A 17,607-nucleotide genomic window follows, 5' to 3' on the forward strand; every position below is an offset into this window, starting at 1 on the left:
ACCGGTCGGCTGATCAATCGGCTGATCAGTCGTCGTCGACTCTACGGGCCGGGTCTGACAATGCGGTCCGGCGGCGGGGCGGGGCGGGTCAGGGCGTCGTTCTGGAGACCACGTAGACCATGGGATGGCCGGGCTTCGCCCAGTCCACGACGATGTGATGCGTGGGCGTCGGGTTCTTCCGCTCGTGGTTCAGGCCCGACCAGGGGCCGGGGCCGGTGAACTCCCAGCCGACGACCCGCCGGTCGCGGGCGCTGATGGCGATCTCGTCCTTCTCCAGGGCGTCGAGGCTGGTCCCGATGGTCCTGAGGAACTTCTCCAGACCCTCGTCGCTGGTGAGGAACTGGACGTAGAGACGGCTGGTCTTCCAGTTGTTCGTCTCGTAGTACGCGACCTCGGCCGAGTAGCCCGGGATGGGCACCTGGTACAGGCGGCGCTGGACCCGGGAGGGCCAGCCCGGTGTGAGACCGGTCGCCGAGTACTTCGCCTCCTTGTCCTTGCCGCTGTCGCGGCTCTGGTTGGCGGAGATCACCAGATAGCCGGCCGGGACGCCGATGAGCAGCACGATGATCAGCAGGGTCAGGGCCCGGCGGCGGATCCGGTGCCCCGGCTCCTCGGGCGGGCGCGACGGCTCGTCCGGGGGTGAGGCCTGGCGCGGCAGCGAGGCCGTCACAGCGTCTCCTGGGCCTCGCGGCGCGACTCGGCGAACCGCTCGTAGCGCTCGTACCGCTCGACCCGGCGCCGGTTGGCGCGGCGGAAGCGGCGGGCCACCAGCCGGGCGAGGTCCGCGGCGCCGACCATGCCTGCCTCGGGGCCGAGCTGGGCGCGGGCGATCCGGGCCTCGGGACGGTAGCCGCGCCCGGTCAGCTGGCGCCGGAAGGCGTCCCGCGCGGGGCCGATGAGCAGGTCGTCGGCCGCGCTGACGCCACCCCCGATGACGAAGCAGGAGGGGTCGAGCGCGGCCGCGAGGTTCGCGATGCCGACGCCGAGCCACTGGCCGATGTCCTGGAGCAGCTCGATGCACATCGCGTCGCCCTCACGGGCCAGCTCGGTGATCATCGGGCCGGTGATCTCGGCGATGTTGCCCTTGACGTGCTCGATGATCCCGTAGGCCACCGGGGAGTCGGCGGCGGCGAGTTCGCGGGCCTCGCGGACCAGGGCGTTGCCGGAGCTGTACTGCTCCCAGCAGCCGCGGTTGCCGCACGGGCAGCGGTGGCCGCCGGGCACGACCTGCATATGGCCGAACTCGCCCGCCACGCCGAACTTGCCGCGCTTGACCTGCCCGTCCTCCAGGATGGCGCCACCGATGCCGGTACCGAGCGTGATCATGACGAGGTGGTCCTCGCCGCGGCCCGCGCCGAAGCGCCACTCCGCCCAGGCGGCCGTGTTGGCGTCGTTGTCGACCAGGACGGGGACGGCGAGGCGTCCGGCGATCCGGTCCCTCAGGGGCTCGTTGCGCCACGAGAGGTGCGGCGCGAACAGGACCCGGTTGCGGTCCGCGTCGACCCAGCCGGCCGCGCCGATGCCGACCGCGTGCACGTCGTGCCGGTCGGAGAGGTCCAGCACCAGTTCGACGATGGTGTCCTCGACGACCCTGGGGCTCTTGGACTTGTCGGGGGTCTCGGTGCGGACCTTCTCCAGGATGTTGCCGTCCGCGTCGACCACGCCCGCCATCACCTTCGTACCGCCGATGTCGATGCCGACGGTGGGAACGCGCGGTGCCGTCAGGTGGGAACGGCGCTCGCGCGTGCCCACGGTGCGCAGGGCGGTGGCACGGCGGGAGCCGATGGGGGCGCCCGCGGCTCTGGCGGAGCCGAGCGCCCTGGGCAGGGCGAGGTCGCGGTAGGTGCTCATCGCGCCGATTCTGCCGCACGTGGGGGTTTGGCCGCACGGCGGCGTCCCTCGCCGCGCTTCGGGTTGCCCCGGGCAGCCGCGGTCGTCTGTCATCCGCGGGTACGCCGTGGCTGGTCGCGCAGTTCCCCGCACCCCTGAAGGGCGCTCCTTACGGGGGCGCCCTCGGGGGTTGCTACGGGGTGCTGCTCTCCAGTTCGTGGCGGAGGTCGTCCAGTTCCGTGCCGCCCGCCATTTGGCGGGTCAGTTCGTCCAGGGTGATCTCTTCGCGGGTGTGGTTGCCGACCATCGTGCCGCGTTTGAGGAGGACGAAGCGGTTGCCCACGAGGTACGCGTGGTGGGGATTGTGGGTGATCAACACAACCCCCAGGCCCGCGTCACGTGCCGCGGCCACATATTTGAGGACCGTGCCGGACTGCTTCACGCCCAGGGCCGCGGTGGGCTCGTCGAGGACGAGGACCTTGGCGCCGAAGTGGACGGCCCGGGCGATCGCCACGCACTGGCGCTCGCCGCCCGAGAGGGTGCCGATGGGCTGGTTGACGTCGCGCAGGTCGATGCCCATGCGCAGGAGCTCCGCGTGGGTCGTGCGGCGCATGAGGTCGACGTCCAGACGCTTGAAGGGCCCGGAGCCCTTCCGGGGCTCGGAGCCGAGGAAGAAGTTCCGCCAGACCGGCATCAGGGGGACGACGGCCAGGTCCTGGTAGACCGTGGCGACACCGCGGTCCAGAGCCTCCCGCGGGGACGCGGGGCGGGTGTCCTCGCCCTCGATGCGGAAGGTGCCGGTGTCGTGCCGGTGCAACCCCGCGATGATCTTGATCAGGGTCGACTTGCCCGCGCCGTTGTCGCCGAGGACGCAGGTGATCTCCCCCGCGTGGACCTCCAGCGAGACACCCTCCAGGGCGCGGATGTTGCCGTAGTACTTACTGACGTCGTCGAGCTCGACCAGGGGCGTGCGCCCGGCGGCGGACGTCGTCGCGGTGGGCTGCGTCATGCCGTGGCCTCCGCGCGCTTGCGGACCCAGGCGTTCAGCAGGGTCGCGAGGAGCAGCATCGCTCCCAGGAAGAACTTGAACCAGTCGGGATTCCACTCGGCGAACACGATGCCCTTGTCGGTCATGCCGAAGATCAGCGCGCCGACCGCCGAGCCCACGGCGGAACCGTAACCGCCCGTGATCAGACAGCCGCCGATGACCGCCGCGATGATGTACGTCAGCTCCTTGCCGACGCCCTCTCCGGACTGCACGGCGTCGAAGGAGAAGAGCAGGTGCTGCCCGGCGATCCAGGCCGCGAACGACACTCCCATGTAGAGGCCGATTTTGGTCGCGGCGACCGGGACGCCCACCGCGCGGGCCGCTTCTTTTCCGCCACCGACGGCGAAGATCCAGTTGCCGACGCGGGTGCGCAGCAGGATCCAGGAGGCGAGGGCCACCAGGCCGAGCCACCACAGGATGGTGACCTTGAAGTCGACGCCGCCGACGGTGAGGACGGACGCGAAGAGCGCCTTGGCGGAGGCGAAGCCCTCCATGTCGGCGATCGACTTGGTGGAGACGGTGCCGCTGATCAGCTTGGTGAAGCCGAGGTTCATGCCCGTCAGCATGAGGAAGGTGCCGAGCGTGATGATGAAGCTGGGCAGCTCGGTGCGGGTCAGCATGAAGCCGTTGAAGAAGCCGATCGCGAGGGTGACCAGCAGCGAGACCCCCACTCCCACCCAGACGTTCGCGGTCATCCGGTAGCTGAACATCGACGAGATCAGCGCGGACGACGTCACCATGACGCCTGCCGACAGGTCGAACTCGCCGCCGATCATCAGCAGGGCGACGGGCACCGCCATGATGCCGATCGTGGAGGCCGCGTACAGCACGGTGCTGAGCCCCGCGGTCCGTACGAAACCGTCCGCGACCAGCGCGAAGAAGAGGAAGACGGCGAGCGCGCCGACCACCGAGCCGAGCTCGGGACGGCCGAGCAGCCTGCGCAGCGGTGAGGTCCGCAGCAGCCGTTCGTCCGCCGTGGGGATCGTCGACGTCATCGGGTCCCCCGGTCCGCGTAGCTCTTGAGCTCGGCGGCCTGGTCCCTGGTGATGATCTGCGGGCCGGTGAGGACGGGCCGGCCACCGCCGAGCGTGTCGGCGTTGTACCGGTACAGCCAGAGCAGGTCCACGGCCTCGTACCCCTGGAGGTACGGCTGCTGGTCGACGGCGAAGCCGAGGGTGCCGTCCTTGAGCGAGGCGGCGACCTTGGCGTTCAGGTCGAAGGTGTCGATCTCGGCCTTGCTGCCCGCATCCTCCCTGGCCTTGACCGCGGTGTCGGCGTAGGGCGCGCCGAGGGTGACGACCGCGTCGACGGACGGGTCGGCCTGGAGCTTGGCGCCGACGGAGGACTGGACGGCCGACATGTCGGTGCCCTCGACGTACAGGTTCTGCACGGTGCCGTCGAAGGTCTTCTTCACGCCCGCGCAGCGCTGTTCATGGCCGACATTGCCCTGTTCGTGGAGGACGCAGACGGTCTTTTTCCGGCCACGCCTGTTCAGCTCGTCCCCGACCGCCTCACCGGCGATCGTCTCGTCCTGGCCGACATGGGTGAGCGCGCGGAACTCCTTGGACTTCTCGGAGCCCGAGTTCACGGTGATCACGGGGATGCCGGCCTTCACGGCGCGCGCGACCGCGCTCTTCATGGCGTCGGGCTTGGCGAGCGTCACGACGATGCCGTCGACGCCCTTGTCCACGGCGGCGTCCACGAGCTGCGCCTGCTGCTGTCCCTCGTCGTCGTGGGAGTACAGGAACTTGATGTTGTCCTTGTCGGCGGCCTGCTGTGCGCCGTTCTGGACGATGTCCCAGAAGGTGTCGCCGTCACCCGAGTGGGTGATCATCGCGACGGTCCAGCGGGGCGTGCTCACCGCGCCCCCGCCCTGGGCCGACGCCGCTTTGCGGGCGTCCTCGGCGCGCTTGCCGCCGGTGCTGCTGCACCCGGCCAGGGATGCGCCCAGCGCCCCTGCCACCGCGATGCTGACCCAGGTCCGAAACCGTGCCACGAGGCCGTGCCCTTCTTGAAATCCGATACATGGAACAACCAAGTATCGGATACGGAGTGAAGGATTCCGGACAGCGGGGCCGTCGGTACCGTCGCGCGAGCGCAGGCGGGAGTGCCCGGAGTCGGCGCCGGGGCCTGTGGAGTCTTACCAGCTCAGGGGCGTACGAGCAGCTGGAACTCGAAGGAGTAGCGCGAGGCGCGGTAGGTGTGGGAGCCGAACTCGACGGCTCGGCCCGTGTCGTCGAAGGTGGTGCGCTGCATGGTGAGCAGCGGGGCGCCCGTGGACTCGTCGAGGCGCTCGGCCTCCGTGGCCGTGGCGGCCCGGGCGCCGACGGACTGGCGGGCGCTGTGCAGCGTGATGCCCGCGACCCGCATCAGCCGGTACAGCCCGGTGGCCTCCAGCTGCGAGCTGTCGAGGTCGAGCAGGCCGGGGGGCAGGTGATTGCAGAGGTACGCCATCGGGTCGCCGTGGGCCAGCCGCAGCCGCTCCACCCGGTGCACCTCGCTGCCCTCCGCCACCGACAGGGCCGCCGCCACCTCGGCCGTGGCCGGGACGACCGTGTTGACGAGGACCCGGGTCCCCGGGCGCTGGCCGGCCGCCTCCAGGTCGTCGTAGAGGCTGCTCAGCTCCAGTGGGCGCTTCACCTGGCTGTGGACGACCTGGGTGCCGACACCCCTACGGCGTACGAGGAGGCCCTTGTCCACCAGTGACTGGATGGCCTGGCGGACCGTGGGCCGGGAGAGACCGAGGCGTCCGGCGAGCTCGATCTCGTTGCCCAGCAGGCTGCCCGGGGTCAGGGCACCACGCTCGATCGCCGCTTCGAGCTGCTGGGCCAGCTGGAAGTAGAGCGGCACCGGGCTGTTCCGGTCGACGCTGAGCTGGAGCGGCGCGGTCGGGTCCACATCTGGTTTGGGCACGGGCCCGAGCGTAGCTCCGGTGCATGATGACGGGAAGTTGTGAGGTTCGATTGTCCGGACAAAGAGTTGACAGGGTGTAGGATCCGCCCTCAACTTTGTCCCATGCGCATCGGACTCATCGGGACGGGTCGTATCGGTACATTTCATGCGACCGCCCTCAGCCGCCACCGCGAGGTGGGCGGCTCCCTCATCGTCACGGACGCGGATCCCGCACGAGCCCGCCGGCTCGCGGACCGCTTAGGCGCCACCGCGGCGCCCGGCGTGGACGAGATCTTCACCTGGGGTGTGGACGCCGTGGTCATCACCGCGGCCACCTCGGCACACGGCGAACTGATCGGTCGGGCAGCACGGGCCGGGCTGCCCGTGTTCTGCGAGAAGCCCATCGCCCTCGACCTGACAGGCACCCTCACGGCCATCGCGGAGGTAGAAGCAGCGGGAACGATCCTGCAGATGGGCTTCCAGCGGCGCTTCGACTCCGGCTACACCGCCGCGCGTGAGGTGGTGCGCTCGGGGCAGCTCGGCCGGCTGCACACCGTGCGCGCCATGACCTCCGACCAGTCGCCGCCGCCGGCCGAGCATCTGCCGCTGTCCGGCGGGCTGTACCGGGACACCCTGGTGCACGACTTCGACATGCTGCGGTGGGTCACCGGGCGGGAGATCACCGAGGTCTACGCGATGGGGTCGGACGCCGGGCCCCCGATGTTCCGCGACGCGGGTGACATCGACACGGCGGCGTGCGTCCTCACGCTGGACGACGGCACGCTCGCGACGGCCACGGCGACGCGGCTGAACGGGGCCGGGTACGACGTGCGCATGGAGCTGGCCGGGGAGCTGGACCAGATCGGGGTCGGGCTCGACGACCGGACGCCGATCGCGTCCACGGAGCCGGCGGGGCCGCCTGCCGCGACCAAGCCGTGGACGGGGTTCCTGGAGCGGTTCGGGCCCGCGTACGAGGCGGAGCTGCACGCGTTCGTCGAGGTGGTCCGGGGGGAGCGGGCCAATCCTTGCGACGGGCGTGAGGCGTTGCACGCGTTGCGGATCGCGGAGGCTTGTGAGGTGTCTCGGCGGGGGCGGCGGTCCGTACCGCTCGCCGAAATCCCGGGCGGACGGGACTGACGGCCGCGGGGCCGCTGTTCGCGGGGGACGCGTGGTCGGCTGCGGCGCCGCCGTGGCCGGGCGCGCCGTTCCCCGCGCCCCTCAAAGCTTCGATCGGCTGCGGCGCCGCCGTGGCCGGTTGCGCCGTTCCCCGCGCCCCTAAAAACCTCGGTCGGCTGCGGCGCCGCCGTGGCTGGGCACGCCCGCTGGAAGCGGGGCTGCGCTCCAGCTTTGGTCTTTGGGGGGGGCGCGGGGAACTGCGCGGCCAACCCCCACCGGGCCGACGCACGACGCACGACGTACGGTCGTCACCCCCACCCCCACCCCCACCCCCACCGAGCAGGCAGGCCGTCCGCAGGGGTCAGCCGTCGTCGTCCTCCAGGAGGCCCGCGTCGTACGCCAGTAGAGCGATCTGTACGCGGTTGTTGAGGTCGAGTTTGGCGAGGATGCGGGAGACGTGGGTCTTGACCGTGGCCACGCTCATGAACAGCCCCGCCGCGATCTCGGCGTTCGAGCGCCCTCGCCCCACGGCCACGGCGACCTCGCGCTCACGGTCGTTGAGCGCGGCCACGCGCGTACGCGCACTCGCGTGCCGGGTGTCGGGCGCGGCACCCGCGGCGTGTGCCATCAACTGCCGCGTCACGGTGGGCGACAGCACGGGATCACCCGCCGCGACCCGGCGCACCGCGTGCAGGATCTCCGCGGGAGGCGTGTCCTTGAGGACGAAACCGGCGGCCCCCGCCCGCAGGGCCCGCAGCACCTGCTCGTCGGCGTGGAAGGTGGTGAGGACGATGACCTGGGGAGCGTCCTTGCGGCCCCTGAGCCGTTCCGTGGCGACCAGCCCGTCCACCGTCGGCATCCTGATGTCCATGAGGACGACGTCGGGGCGCGTGCGGTCGACGACGGCCTCGACATCGCTGCCGTCGGCGGCCTCGCCCACGATCTCCAGGTCGTCGGCGCCGCCCAGCATGAGGGAGAGGCCGGCTCTGACCAGCGGGTCGTCATCGACGAGGAGCAGACGGATCGGAGTCATGCGCCTACCGTAGTGATACGCCGCAGGGACACGTCATCCCCAGGGAAGCCATGCGTGCACCAGGAAGCCGCCGCTCCCTTCGGGGCCGTGTTCCAGGTGTCCGCCCGCCAGTGTGGCCCGCTCGGTGAGACCGATGAGACCTTGCCCCGAGCCCGGGACATGGGGGACGTCGCCGGGCGGCGGCGGATTGCGTACGGAGATCGTGAGGCCGGTGCCCGGGGCCCCGGCCACGGTGACCGTGACCTCCGCGCCGGGGGCGTGCTTGCGGGCGTTGGTCAGGCACTCCTGGGCGATGCGGTACGTGGTGCGGCCCACCGAGGCGGGGACGGTCTCCGCGTCGACGACCCGGTTGTCGAGCGTGACCTTCATGTCGGCCTCCCGGCTCTCGGAGACCAGCGCCTCCAGGGCGGCGAGCGTCGGCTGCGGCCGTCCGGACTCGTCGGCGTCGTCCCCGGAGGCCCGGAGCACCCCGATGATCTCCCGCAGGTCCTGCAAGGCCTCGTGCGCGCTCTCGCGGATCACCCCGGCGGCCCGCGCGACCTCCGCCCAGGGGGCGTCCGGGCGGATCTCCAGCGCTCCGGCGTGCACGCTGAGCAGCGTCAGCCGATGGGCGAGGACGTCGTGCATCTCGCGTGCGATCGCCTCCCTGGCCAGCCGCTGCGCCTGCTCGGCACGGAGCGCCGCCTCCGTCTCGGCCCGCCGCGCGCGGTCGCGCAGGCTCAGCATGAGCTGCCGCTTGGACCGCGCGAGCATGCCCCAGCCGACGACCGCGATGGTCAGCAGCACGCCGAGGCCCACGACCACGAGGTACGGGAGGTCGGAGTCCGGTCGCCACCAGGAGAAGAAGGGGAGCAGTACCAACTGCGCCCCGCCCACCCAGGCGACGTACTTGAAGGGGCGGTGCACGGCGAGCGTGAACAGGGCGACCAGCCCCGCGCCGCCCGCGGTGTTGGAGACGAAGCAGACCGGAACCATCGCCACGGCGAGGCCCACCGGCCAGCGCCGCCGGAGCCAGACGGCCGCACAGGCGACGGCGCCCAGCAGCTGGTCGATGACCTCCACGGCGTACGGGATGTTCGGGTCGCCGTCCGTCTGGTCCGCACCGAGCAGGCCGATCCCGACGGCGATCAGGAAACAGGCGAAGTCGACGGCCCAGTCCCGTGCGGTGCGCCGGGGGCGCCCCTTGCGGTCGGTGTGTTCCGGGTCGAGTGCCGAGGTGACGGCCGACGGCAGAAACCACCGGCGGACCGGGGGGTTCGAGGGCTTCGGCAGCGGCGCGATATCACTCACAGTCGCCAAATCTACGCATCGACATCGACCGGCGCCGCCCCCGTCACCCGATCTTCTACCAAAGTCGGGGACACGTCAGACTTTCGTCGTGCCCCCGGCGTCACCCCGGGACTTCCGGCGTCCGCGCCGGGCCCTGCGGCCGATGAACACGACGGGGCCGCGGGGCGAGCATCGTTGTATGAAGCAGGTTCTGGAGTTTCTCGGAGTGATCGCCCTTCTGCAGGGCGGGGTCGGCCTGGTGCACGAGTTCACCGGCCGGCTGCGCGGCTGGGGCCTCGTCCAACGGCTCGACTTCCTCGACGGCCGTGAGATCTACGGGAGTGTCGCGCTCCTCGTGCTGTCGTTCGCGCTGTTCGCGGCGGCCGAGAGCCAGAAGTCCGGCTGAGGTGAGGTAGGTGTCCGTTCGCCGCCAGCGTCCGGGGAGCGTGGCGGCTGGGATGGACCCATGACTTCAGAGACGACTCGGCAGACCTCGCAGACGCCTGCTCCATCAGCTCTTTCGACTTCACCGGCTTCGTCACCTTCTACAGGTTCGTCAGCTTCTTCAGCTTCTTCAGCTTCTTCAGCGATGCTCGGAACCGTGGCCCTGGTGACCGGCGGCAGCCGTGGGATCGGTGCGGCGACGGCCGTACGGCTCGCCCGGGAGGGCGCCGATGTGGCGTTCACGTATGTACGCGACAAGGACGCCGCGGACGTTGTCGTGGCCCGGATCCGGGCGGTGGGCCGGCGGGCGCTCGCCCTGCGCGCGGACTCCGCCGACGCCGAGGAGGCGGCGGGTGCCGTGCACCTCGCCGCGGAGGAGTTCGGCGGGCTCGACGTCCTGGTGAACAACGCGGGTATCGGGCTGCTCGGACCGTTGGAGAGCCTCTCCCTCGCCGACGTCGACCGGGTTCTCGCCGTGAACGTACGCGGTGTCTTCCTCGCCTCCCAGGCGGCGGCCGGCCGGATGGGGCGTGGCGGGCGGATCATCACCATCGGGTCGTGCGTGACCCAGCGGGTGCCGGGGCCCGGCGGCACGCTGTACACCATGGGGAAGTCCGCGCTCGTCGGGCTGACCAAGGCTCTCGCGAGGGAGTTGGGCGGGCGGGGGATCACGGCGAACATCGTTCACCCGGGGCCGGTCGACACCGACATGAATCCGGCGGACGGGGCGATCGCGGCGGGGCAGGTGGCGATGACCGCGGTGGGGCGGTTCGGGGTGGCTTCCGAGGTGGCTTCCGCGGTTGCCTATCTGGCGGGGGTCGAGGCCGGGTATGTGACGGGGGCGGAGTTCTCTGTGGACGGGGGCCACGCGGCCTGATCCGCAGGGGTTTTTCGCCCCCGCCGCCCCTACCCTCCCCCAGTCTCGGCTTCGCTCGACCGGGGGGACCTCCATCGTCACCGCATGGGGGCTGCGCCCCCTCGCCCCCCGAGATCGCGCTGCGCGCTCGTCCTCAAACGTCGGACGGGCTGAAGATGGCTGCCGGTCCGGCTACGTCTCAGCCCGTCCGGCGTTTGAGGACCGGGGGTTCGGGGGCGGAGTCCCCGAAACCTCAGCCCCCCAGCTCCTGGTACCGCGCATCCAAGCGTGCCGCCCCGTCCTCCGTCAGCGCCCCGAACAGCCGCAGCCGCGAGATCCCCCCGTCCGGAAAGATGTCCACGCGCGCGTGCGTCCCGAACGCGGGGGCCGCGAGGGCGAACCGGTGGTTCGTGTCGGGCTGGAGACGGGTCCGGGGCAGAACCTCCGTCCAGTCGCCACCCGAGCCTTCGGAGTCGCCGGATCCATCCGAGCCGTCACGCACGGATACGGACGCCCAACCCGCCGAGTTCCCCTTCAGATACGCCGTGTCGATCTCGATCGCGCGGATCTCGGACCGTCCGACGAGCTGGTAGCGGATCCAGTCGTTGCCCTGGTCGCGGCGCCGCCGTGTCTCCCAGCCGTCGTCCATCTTGTGTGAACGGCCGGGCTGGATGGTGTTGGTGGGGGGCGAGTAGAAGCGGTTGGAGGCGTCCTCGACCTGGCCGCCGTTCTCCAGGGCGACCACGTCGAAGGTGCCGAGGACCGACAGCCACTTCGGGTCCGGCACGACCTCGCCGTGGACGCGAAGGCGCGCGATGCCCCCGTCGGGGTGCTGGTTGACGCGGAGATGGGTGATGCGCTGTTCGACGTCGACGGCGAACCCGTTGGCCGCGTGGCCGCCGACCTCCGTACGGGGTACGAGAGTTGTCCACTTGACGTCGTCCGCGAGGAGGTCCTCAGGGGACGGGGAGCCGGGCGCCGAGGTGCCTTCGACGGACACGGCCTGTGGGTAGTTGCCGCGGAAGTGGGCGGTGTCGACGACGATGCCGCGTACGACACCGGGGGCGCCGAGGCGTACGAGCGCCCAGTCGTGGTCGTCGGCGGTGGGCCACGGGTGGGCGGTGGAGGCACCACGTCGGCGGCGGGTCTCCCAGCCGTCCATGATCTTGCCCTTGTGGCCGAAGTGCTCGGGGTCGAACTCGGCCCGGCCGGGCAGCAGCAGGTTCTCGCGCTGGGCGAAGAACTCGTCGTTGGCGGCGACGACCCCGGCGCCGAGCTGCCGGTCGGCGAGGTTGGCGTACCGGGTGAAGGGGAAGTCGGCGGTGCGGTGGTCCGCGTACGGGTCGCCCCCTCCGTAGGGGTTCGCGTCGCCGGTGAATCGAGCCAAGGAGGGTCGCTGCTGCTCGGTCACGTGATCAGGTCTTCCTTTCGGGGTCGGCCGCCGCGGGTGCCGGGTGCACGTCCCGGGTGCGGGGCGGTTCGTGGGTGTCGGTGAGGAACTACCTCCGCCGGGACAGGAGTTGACCGGTCGGGCCGGTGAACTCGCCGTCGGACATGACGCGTTCGCCGCGCAGCCAGGTGGAGCGGACCACGCCGTGCAGGGTCCGGCCCGCGTACGCGGTGATCCGGTTGCGGTGCTGGAGCGCGGCCGGATCGACGGTGAAGGTCTCGTCGGGTGCGAGGACCGCGAAGTCGGCGTCGCGGCCCGCCTCGATGGCGCCCTTGCGGTCGTCCAGGCCGACCAGCTCGGCCGTGCGGGACGACATCCAGCGGACCACGTCCTCCAGGCCGTGTCCGCGCCTGCGGGCCTCCGTCCAGACCGCCGACAGGCTGAGCTGGAGTCCGGAGATGCCGCCCCACGCGGTCGCGAAGTCGTCGGTCTTCAGGTCGGCCGTCGAAGGTGAGTGGTCGGTGACCACGCAGTCGATCGTGCCGTCGGCCAGCGCCTGCCACAGGAGGTCCTGGTTGGCGGCCTCCCGGATGGGCGGGCAGCACTTGAACTCACTTGCCCCGTCCGGGACTTCCTCGGCGGTGAGCGTCAGATAGTGCGGGCAGGTCTCCGCCGTGACCCGTACGCCCTCGCGCTTGGCGGCGGCGATCAGGGGGAGCGCGTCGCTGGACGACAGGTGCAGGACGTGGACGCGCGCGTCGAGGCGCCCGGCCTGGGCGATCAGGCTGCCGATGGCCGTGTTCTCGGCGTCGCGCGGGCGCGACGCCAGGAAGTCCGCGTACTTCCGGCCGCTCTTGCGGGGAGCCGCCGCGAGGTGGTGCGGGTCCTCCGCGTGGACGATCAGCAGTCCGCCGAATCCGGCGATCTCCGCGAGGGACTGGGCCAGTTGGTCCTGATCGAGTTCCGGGAACTCCTCCACCCCGGAGGGTGAAAGGAACGCCTTGAAGCCGAAGACGCCCGCGTCGTGCAGGGGCCGCAGGTCCTTGACGTTGTCGGGCAGGGCGCCGCCCCAGAACCCGACGTCGATGTGTGCCTTGGAGCGGGCCACGTCCTTCTTGGTACGGAGGTGGTCGACCGTCGTGGTCGGCGGAAGGGAGTTGAGGGGCATGTCGACCAGGGTCGTGATGCCTCCCGCCGCCGCGGCGCGCGTGGCGGTCCAGAAACCCTCCCACTCCGTGCGGCCCGGATCGTTGACGTGCACGTGGGTGTCGACGAGCCCGGGCAGCAGGACGTCGTCACCGAAGTCCTCCAGCCGGGCGCCGGCGGGCACCTCGGCGTCGTGCGCGAGCACGGCCGTGATCTTCCCCGCGGAGACGGCGACCGAGGCCGCCCGCGTCCCTTCGGGAGTGATCACGCGCGTCGAGCGCAGAACCAGTTCGACCAGGCCGTCTTCGGACACCGGGACTCCTTTCCATGCCGGATGTCTCATGCGGACGTCTCATGCGGACTTATCCGGCGGGCGCGTTTCCAGCGGACGTCTCCTGCGGGCGTCTGCGGCCGCCGTTAACTTCCACGTAACGGAATTCAACGTTCTGTTGAAGGAGTCTTCACTCCGCGCTCCGCGCCGTCAAGAGTCGGCCTCTCACCTTGCCCCGCAGGCGGCAGCCACTGGACGTTTCCACAGAGCGGAAATAGACTTCCGTAGAGCAGAACTTAATCACACGCAGCCGTGCAGTCAACCAACTGCCGGGTAGGCTTCCCACCTGCCTGCCCGTCTGAAAGGACCGCGCCCGTGCCGACGCCCAGCGCCAGCGACGCCCCCGCCGAGGTCGCCACCAAGCCGGCTGCCGCCAGCGGTGGCGTCCAGTCCCTAGAGCGCGCCTTCGACCTGCTGGAGAGGATGGCGGACGCGGGCGGCGAGGTCGGCCTGAGTGAACTCTCCGCGAGCAGCGGCCTGCCGCTGCCGACCATCCACCGCCTCATGCGCACGCTCGTGGTCTGCGGTTACGTACGCCAGCAGACCAACCGGCGTTACGCGCTCGGCCCGCGGCTGATCCGCCTCGGCGAGTCGGCGTCCCGGCTGCTCGGCACCTGGGCCCGCCCCTATCTGGCCCGCCTGGTCGAGGAGACCGGCGAGACGGCCAACATGGCACTGCTCGACGGCGACGAGATCGTGTACGTGGCACAGGTGCCGTCGAAGCACTCGATGCGGATGTTCACCGAGGTGGGCCGCCGGGTGCTGCCGCACTCCACCGGCGTCGGCAAGGCCCTGCTGGCCCATGTCCCGGACGACGAGGTGCGCGCGCTGCTGTCCCGTACGGGCATGCCCGCCGCGACGGACAAGACCATCACGACGCCGGACGGTTTCCTCAGCGCGCTCGAAGAGGTGCGCCGGGCCGGTTACGCGGTGGACGACAACGAGCAGGAGATCGGGGTCCGCTGCCTCGCCGTCTCCGTGCCCGACTCCCCCACCGCCGCGGCGATCTCGATCTCCGGGCCGGCCGGCCGCGTCACGGAGACGGCCACCGAGCGGATCGTTCCCGTGCTCCAGCAGGTCGCGGTGGAGCTGTCGCAGGCACTGGCGAGCTCCGGCCCGGCCGCCTGAGCCCACCCCTCCTCCCCGATCTGCCTCCAACCAGCCTGCGCGACAAGGGAGTTACCCGGAACGAGGAAGAGAAGTCACCCGGCAGGGAGCCACCCGGCACAGGGAGTCACCCGGTTTGGGGAGTCACCCGACACAGGGAGTCGCCCTGCCGGGCTCGGACGCAGGCACGCACACTCTCAGTTGCGCGGCGGCTCTCCGAAGAGCTCGACCGCGCTGCGTACGGCGGCGAGTCCGGTGGCCAGCGCGCTGACCGAGCCGATCGAACCGGCGACCAGCAGGAGCGAGCGGCGCAGGCGCGGAATCTCCGGCAGGCCGCTGCCGGCCATCGCGGCGAGCGCGGCGAGTTCGTCCTCCGCGATGCCACGGTCGGGGAACTCGGCCGGAAGCGCGGCGAGTTCACGGCGCAGCCTGGACACAGCGGTGCGCAACTCCGCCACTCTCGGATCTTCGTCGCTGCCGGTCACTGACCTCTGCCCCAAGCTCCGCAACACGGCTCTCCCCCTCGCGCACCGCTCGGCGCACGGCCTCGTCTCTCCCGCCCGACCGTCCCGTGACGCTGGTCGGGCGCCGGGGACGCGGGCCAGTAAACGCCACCCGGTGCGGTGGGCGCCACTCCACGGACCGAAATTCAGACCCCGGACATCCTGTTCTCGCCCACGGGTCAGGTATGCAGGAGGAATGACGGACAACCACGGCCAAGTGGCCGGACTCCTCCTCGCCGCCGGCGGCGGCCGGCGCCTCGGCGGACGCCCCAAGGCCCTCCTCGAACACCGGGGGCGCCCCCTGGTGGAGTACGCGGCCGGGGTGCTGCGCGAGGCCGGCTGCACCCGCGTCCACGTGGTGCTGGGGGCACGGGCCGACACCGTACGGGAGCGGGCGGAGCTGCCCGGTTGCGTACTGGTGGACAACCCGGAGTGGGAGGAGGGCATGGGGTCCTCGCTGCGGGCCGGGCTCGCGTCCCTGCGGGAGACGGGGGCCCGGGCCGCCCTGGTGTCGCTGGTCGACCAGCCGGGCATCGGACCCGAGGCCACGGCCCGGCTCCTGGCCGCCCACCGGTCCCCCGCGACGCTCGCCTCGGCCGCCTACGACGGGAGGCGGGGGCATCCCGTCCTGCTCGGTGCCGACCACTGGGCGGGCATCGCCGCGACTGCGACCGGCGACCGGGGGGCACGCGCCTATCTGCAGACCCACGCGGACGCGATCACGCTCGTCGAGTGCGCGGACGTGGCCCAGCCGTACGACATCGACACGGTGTCGGATCTCGCCCAGTACCTACAGTGATCGGGGTGGCACTGAGCGCCGCCTTGTCTCGATCCGGAGAGTCTCGACATCAACAAAACATTGAACTTCCACCATGAGGAAACTACTATCCACTGTTCAGAAGCGTCCGTCCTCTCCACGGGCGTTCACCGCCGTACCCGGTCGACTGGCACCCGGTGCCACGTTCGCTGAAGGAAGTGACAGCTCATGTCCGCACCAGCGCCGTCCCCGCTGGCCATCGTCGACGCCGAGCCCCTGCCCCGGCAGGAGGAGGTCCTCACCGACGAGGCCCTCGCCTTCGTCGCCGAGTTGCACCGGCGGTTCACCCCCAGGCGTGACGAACTGCTGGCCCTCCGCGCCGAGCGCCGCGCCGAGATCGCCCGTACCTCCACGCTCGACTTCCTCCCGGAGACCGCCGCCGTCCGCGCGGACGACTCCTGGCGGGTGGCCCCGTCGCCCGAGGCCCTGAACGACCGCCGGGTGGAGATCACCGGGCCCACCGACCGCAAGATGACCATCAACGCCCTCAACTCGGGCGCCAAGGTGTGGCTCGCGGACTTCGAGGACGCCTCCGCGCCGACCTGGGAGAACGTGGTCCTCGGCCAGGTCAACCTGATCGACGCCTACACCCGCTCCATCGACTTCACGGACGAGCGCACCGGCAAGTCGTACGCGCTGAAGGCGCCGGAGGAACTGGCGACGGTCGTGACGCGCCCGCGCGGCTGGCATCTGAACGAGCGCCACCTCGTCGACACCGACGGCACCCCGGTCCCGGGCGCGCTCGTCGACTTCGGCCTGTACTTCTTCCACAACGCGCAGCGGCTGCTCGACCTCGGCAAGGGTCCGTACTTCTACCTCCCCAAGACCGAGTCCCACCTCGAAGCCCGCCTCTGGAACGAGGTGTTCGTCTTCGCACAGGACTATGCGGGCATCCCGCAGGGCACCGTCCGCGCGACCGTCCTGATCGAGACGATCACGGCGGCGTACGAGATGGAGGAGATCCTCTACGAACTCCGTGACCACGCCTCGGGGTTGAACGCGGGCCGCTGGGACTACCTCTTCTCCATCGTGAAGAACTTCCGTGACGGCGGGCGGAAGTTCGTCCTCCCGGACCGCAACGCGGTGACGATGACCGCCCCGTTCATGCGCGCCTACACCGAACTGCTCGTGCGCACCTGCCACAAGCGCGGGGCGCACGCGATCGGCGGCATGGCGGCGTTCATCCCCTCGCGGCGCGACGAGGAGGTCAACAAGGTCGCGTTCGAGAAGGTCAAGGCCGACAAGGACCGTGAGGCGGGCGACGGTTTCGACGGGTCGTGGGTGGCCCACCCGGACCTCGTCCCGATCGCGATGGCGTCCTTCGACGCCGTGCTCGGTGACCGGCCGAACCAGAAGGACCGGCTGCGCGATGAGGTCGACGTGAAGGCCGCCGACCTCATCGCCGTCGACTCCCTCGACGCCCGGCCCACGTACGACGGACTGGTCAACGCCGTACAGGTCGGCATCCGTTACATCGAGGCCTGGCTGCGCGGACTCGGCGCGGTCGCGATCTTCAACCTGATGGAGGACGCGGCCACCGCGGAGATCTCGCGCTCGCAGATCTGGCAGTGGATCAACGCGGGCGTCGAGTTCGAACACGACGGGAAGACCGTCAAGGCGACGCCCGAGCTGGCCCGTGAGATCGCGGCCCGGGACCTGGCGGACATCCGCGCCGAGATCGGCGAGGAGGCCTTCGCGGCCGGCCGCTGGCAGCAGGCCCACGACCTGCTGCTGACGGTCGCGCTCGACGGTGACTACGCGGACTTCCTGACGCTGCCGGCGTACCAGCAGCTGACCGGCTGAGCGAGCCGCCGCCACGTACTCA

General features: G+C 70.9%; 17 protein-coding genes. 6 read left to right on the forward strand and 11 right to left on the reverse strand.

Annotation, left to right across the window (positions count from 1 at the left end; genetic code table 11):
- Positions 1 to 88: 88 nt before the first annotated feature.
- From OHS59_RS10330 to OHS59_RS10355, 6 genes are all read right to left on the reverse strand, one after another.
- Positions 89 to 670 (reverse strand): sugar kinase, encoded by a 582-nt coding sequence (locus tag OHS59_RS10330; RefSeq protein ID WP_328493090.1) that lies wholly within the window; start codon positions 668 to 670, stop codon positions 89 to 91.
- Positions 667 to 1,851 carry an ROK family glucokinase gene (locus tag OHS59_RS10335; RefSeq protein ID WP_328493091.1) on the reverse strand — a complete coding sequence of 395 codons (1,185 nt, stop codon included), beginning with the start codon at positions 1,849 to 1,851 and terminating at the stop codon, positions 667 to 669. Before OHS59_RS10335 ends, OHS59_RS10330 begins: the two co-directional genes overlap by 4 nt.
- A gap of 172 nt (positions 1,852 to 2,023) precedes the next feature.
- Positions 2,024 to 2,839, reverse strand: a complete 816-nt coding sequence (locus OHS59_RS10340; protein WP_328493092.1) for an ATP-binding cassette domain-containing protein — start codon at positions 2,837 to 2,839, stop codon at positions 2,024 to 2,026.
- Entirely contained in the window at positions 2,836 to 3,873 is a 1,038-nt protein-coding gene (locus OHS59_RS10345) for an ABC transporter permease (RefSeq protein ID WP_328493093.1), read from the reverse strand. The genes OHS59_RS10340 and OHS59_RS10345 overlap by 4 nt, the downstream gene beginning before the upstream one ends.
- Positions 3,870 to 4,874: a sugar ABC transporter substrate-binding protein gene (locus OHS59_RS10350; RefSeq protein WP_328493094.1), complete on the reverse strand. Its 1,005-nt coding sequence runs from the start codon at positions 4,872 to 4,874 to the stop codon at positions 3,870 to 3,872. Before OHS59_RS10350 ends, OHS59_RS10345 begins: the two co-directional genes overlap by 4 nt.
- Positions 4,875 to 5,026: 152 nt before the next feature.
- Complete coding sequence (locus OHS59_RS10355) at positions 5,027 to 5,776, reverse strand: GntR family transcriptional regulator (RefSeq protein ID WP_328499153.1); 750 nt, start codon at positions 5,774 to 5,776, stop codon at positions 5,027 to 5,029.
- A gap of 117 nt (positions 5,777 to 5,893) precedes the next feature.
- Here OHS59_RS10355 and OHS59_RS10360 point away from each other — a divergent pair, with 117 nt between their 5' ends.
- Positions 5,894 to 6,907, forward strand: a complete 1,014-nt coding sequence (locus OHS59_RS10360) for a Gfo/Idh/MocA family protein (protein ID WP_328493095.1) — start codon at positions 5,894 to 5,896, stop codon at positions 6,905 to 6,907.
- A gap of 340 nt (positions 6,908 to 7,247) precedes the next feature.
- Here OHS59_RS10360 and OHS59_RS10365 read toward each other — a convergent pair whose 3' ends face one another.
- Positions 7,248 to 7,919, reverse strand: coding sequence for a response regulator transcription factor (locus OHS59_RS10365; RefSeq protein WP_328493096.1), 672 nt, complete (start codon positions 7,917 to 7,919; stop codon positions 7,248 to 7,250).
- A gap of 33 nt (positions 7,920 to 7,952) precedes the next feature.
- Positions 7,953 to 9,209, reverse strand: a complete 1,257-nt coding sequence (locus OHS59_RS10370) for a sensor histidine kinase (protein ID WP_328493097.1) — start codon at positions 9,207 to 9,209, stop codon at positions 7,953 to 7,955.
- Positions 9,210 to 9,387: 178 nt separating this feature from the next.
- On the opposite strand from OHS59_RS10370, the gene OHS59_RS10375 reads away from it, so the two are divergent.
- The gene (locus OHS59_RS10375; protein WP_328493098.1) at positions 9,388 to 9,594 is read left to right on the forward strand and encodes a hypothetical protein; all 207 of its coding nucleotides are present in this window, start codon (positions 9,388 to 9,390) and stop codon (positions 9,592 to 9,594) included.
- Positions 9,595 to 9,777: 183 nt separating this feature from the next.
- Positions 9,778 to 10,509 carry an SDR family oxidoreductase gene (locus OHS59_RS10380; RefSeq protein ID WP_328493099.1) on the forward strand — a complete coding sequence of 244 codons (732 nt, stop codon included), beginning with the start codon at positions 9,778 to 9,780 and terminating at the stop codon, positions 10,507 to 10,509.
- Between the two features lie 232 nt (positions 10,510 to 10,741).
- Here the strand turns inward: OHS59_RS10380 and alc are convergent, their stop codons facing one another.
- Together alc and allB are read right to left on the reverse strand one after the other, a co-directional pair.
- Positions 10,742 to 11,899, reverse strand: coding sequence for an allantoicase (gene alc / locus OHS59_RS10385; RefSeq protein ID WP_328493100.1), 1,158 nt, complete (start codon positions 11,897 to 11,899; stop codon positions 10,742 to 10,744).
- Positions 11,900 to 11,987: 88 nt separating this feature from the next.
- A complete protein-coding gene (gene allB, locus OHS59_RS10390) occupies positions 11,988 to 13,367 on the reverse strand; it encodes an allantoinase AllB (RefSeq protein WP_328493101.1) in 1,380 nt (459 codons plus the stop codon).
- Between the two features lie 303 nt (positions 13,368 to 13,670).
- Here allB and OHS59_RS10395 point away from each other — a divergent pair, with 303 nt between their 5' ends.
- Positions 13,671 to 14,483 (forward strand): IclR family transcriptional regulator, encoded by an 813-nt coding sequence (locus OHS59_RS10395; protein ID WP_328493102.1) that lies wholly within the window; start codon positions 13,671 to 13,673, stop codon positions 14,481 to 14,483.
- A 176-nt stretch (positions 14,484 to 14,659) separates the two neighbouring features.
- Here OHS59_RS10395 and OHS59_RS10400 read toward each other — a convergent pair whose 3' ends face one another.
- Entirely contained in the window at positions 14,660 to 14,974 is a 315-nt protein-coding gene (locus OHS59_RS10400; protein ID WP_328493103.1) for a DUF5955 family protein, read from the reverse strand.
- 187 nt (positions 14,975 to 15,161) lie between these two features.
- Between OHS59_RS10400 and OHS59_RS10405 the strand changes: the two genes are divergently transcribed.
- Positions 15,162 to 15,764, forward strand: a complete 603-nt coding sequence (locus OHS59_RS10405; RefSeq protein ID WP_328493104.1) for a nucleotidyltransferase family protein — start codon at positions 15,162 to 15,164, stop codon at positions 15,762 to 15,764.
- A 186-nt stretch (positions 15,765 to 15,950) separates the two neighbouring features.
- Positions 15,951 to 17,585 (forward strand): malate synthase A, encoded by a 1,635-nt coding sequence (gene aceB / locus OHS59_RS10410; protein WP_328493105.1) that lies wholly within the window; start codon positions 15,951 to 15,953, stop codon positions 17,583 to 17,585.
- Positions 17,586 to 17,607: the final 22 nt, after the last annotated feature.

Origin of the sequence: Streptomyces sp. NBC_00414 (assembly GCF_036038375.1) — a bacterium.
Classification (GTDB): domain Bacteria; phylum Actinomycetota; class Actinomycetes; order Streptomycetales; family Streptomycetaceae; genus Streptomyces.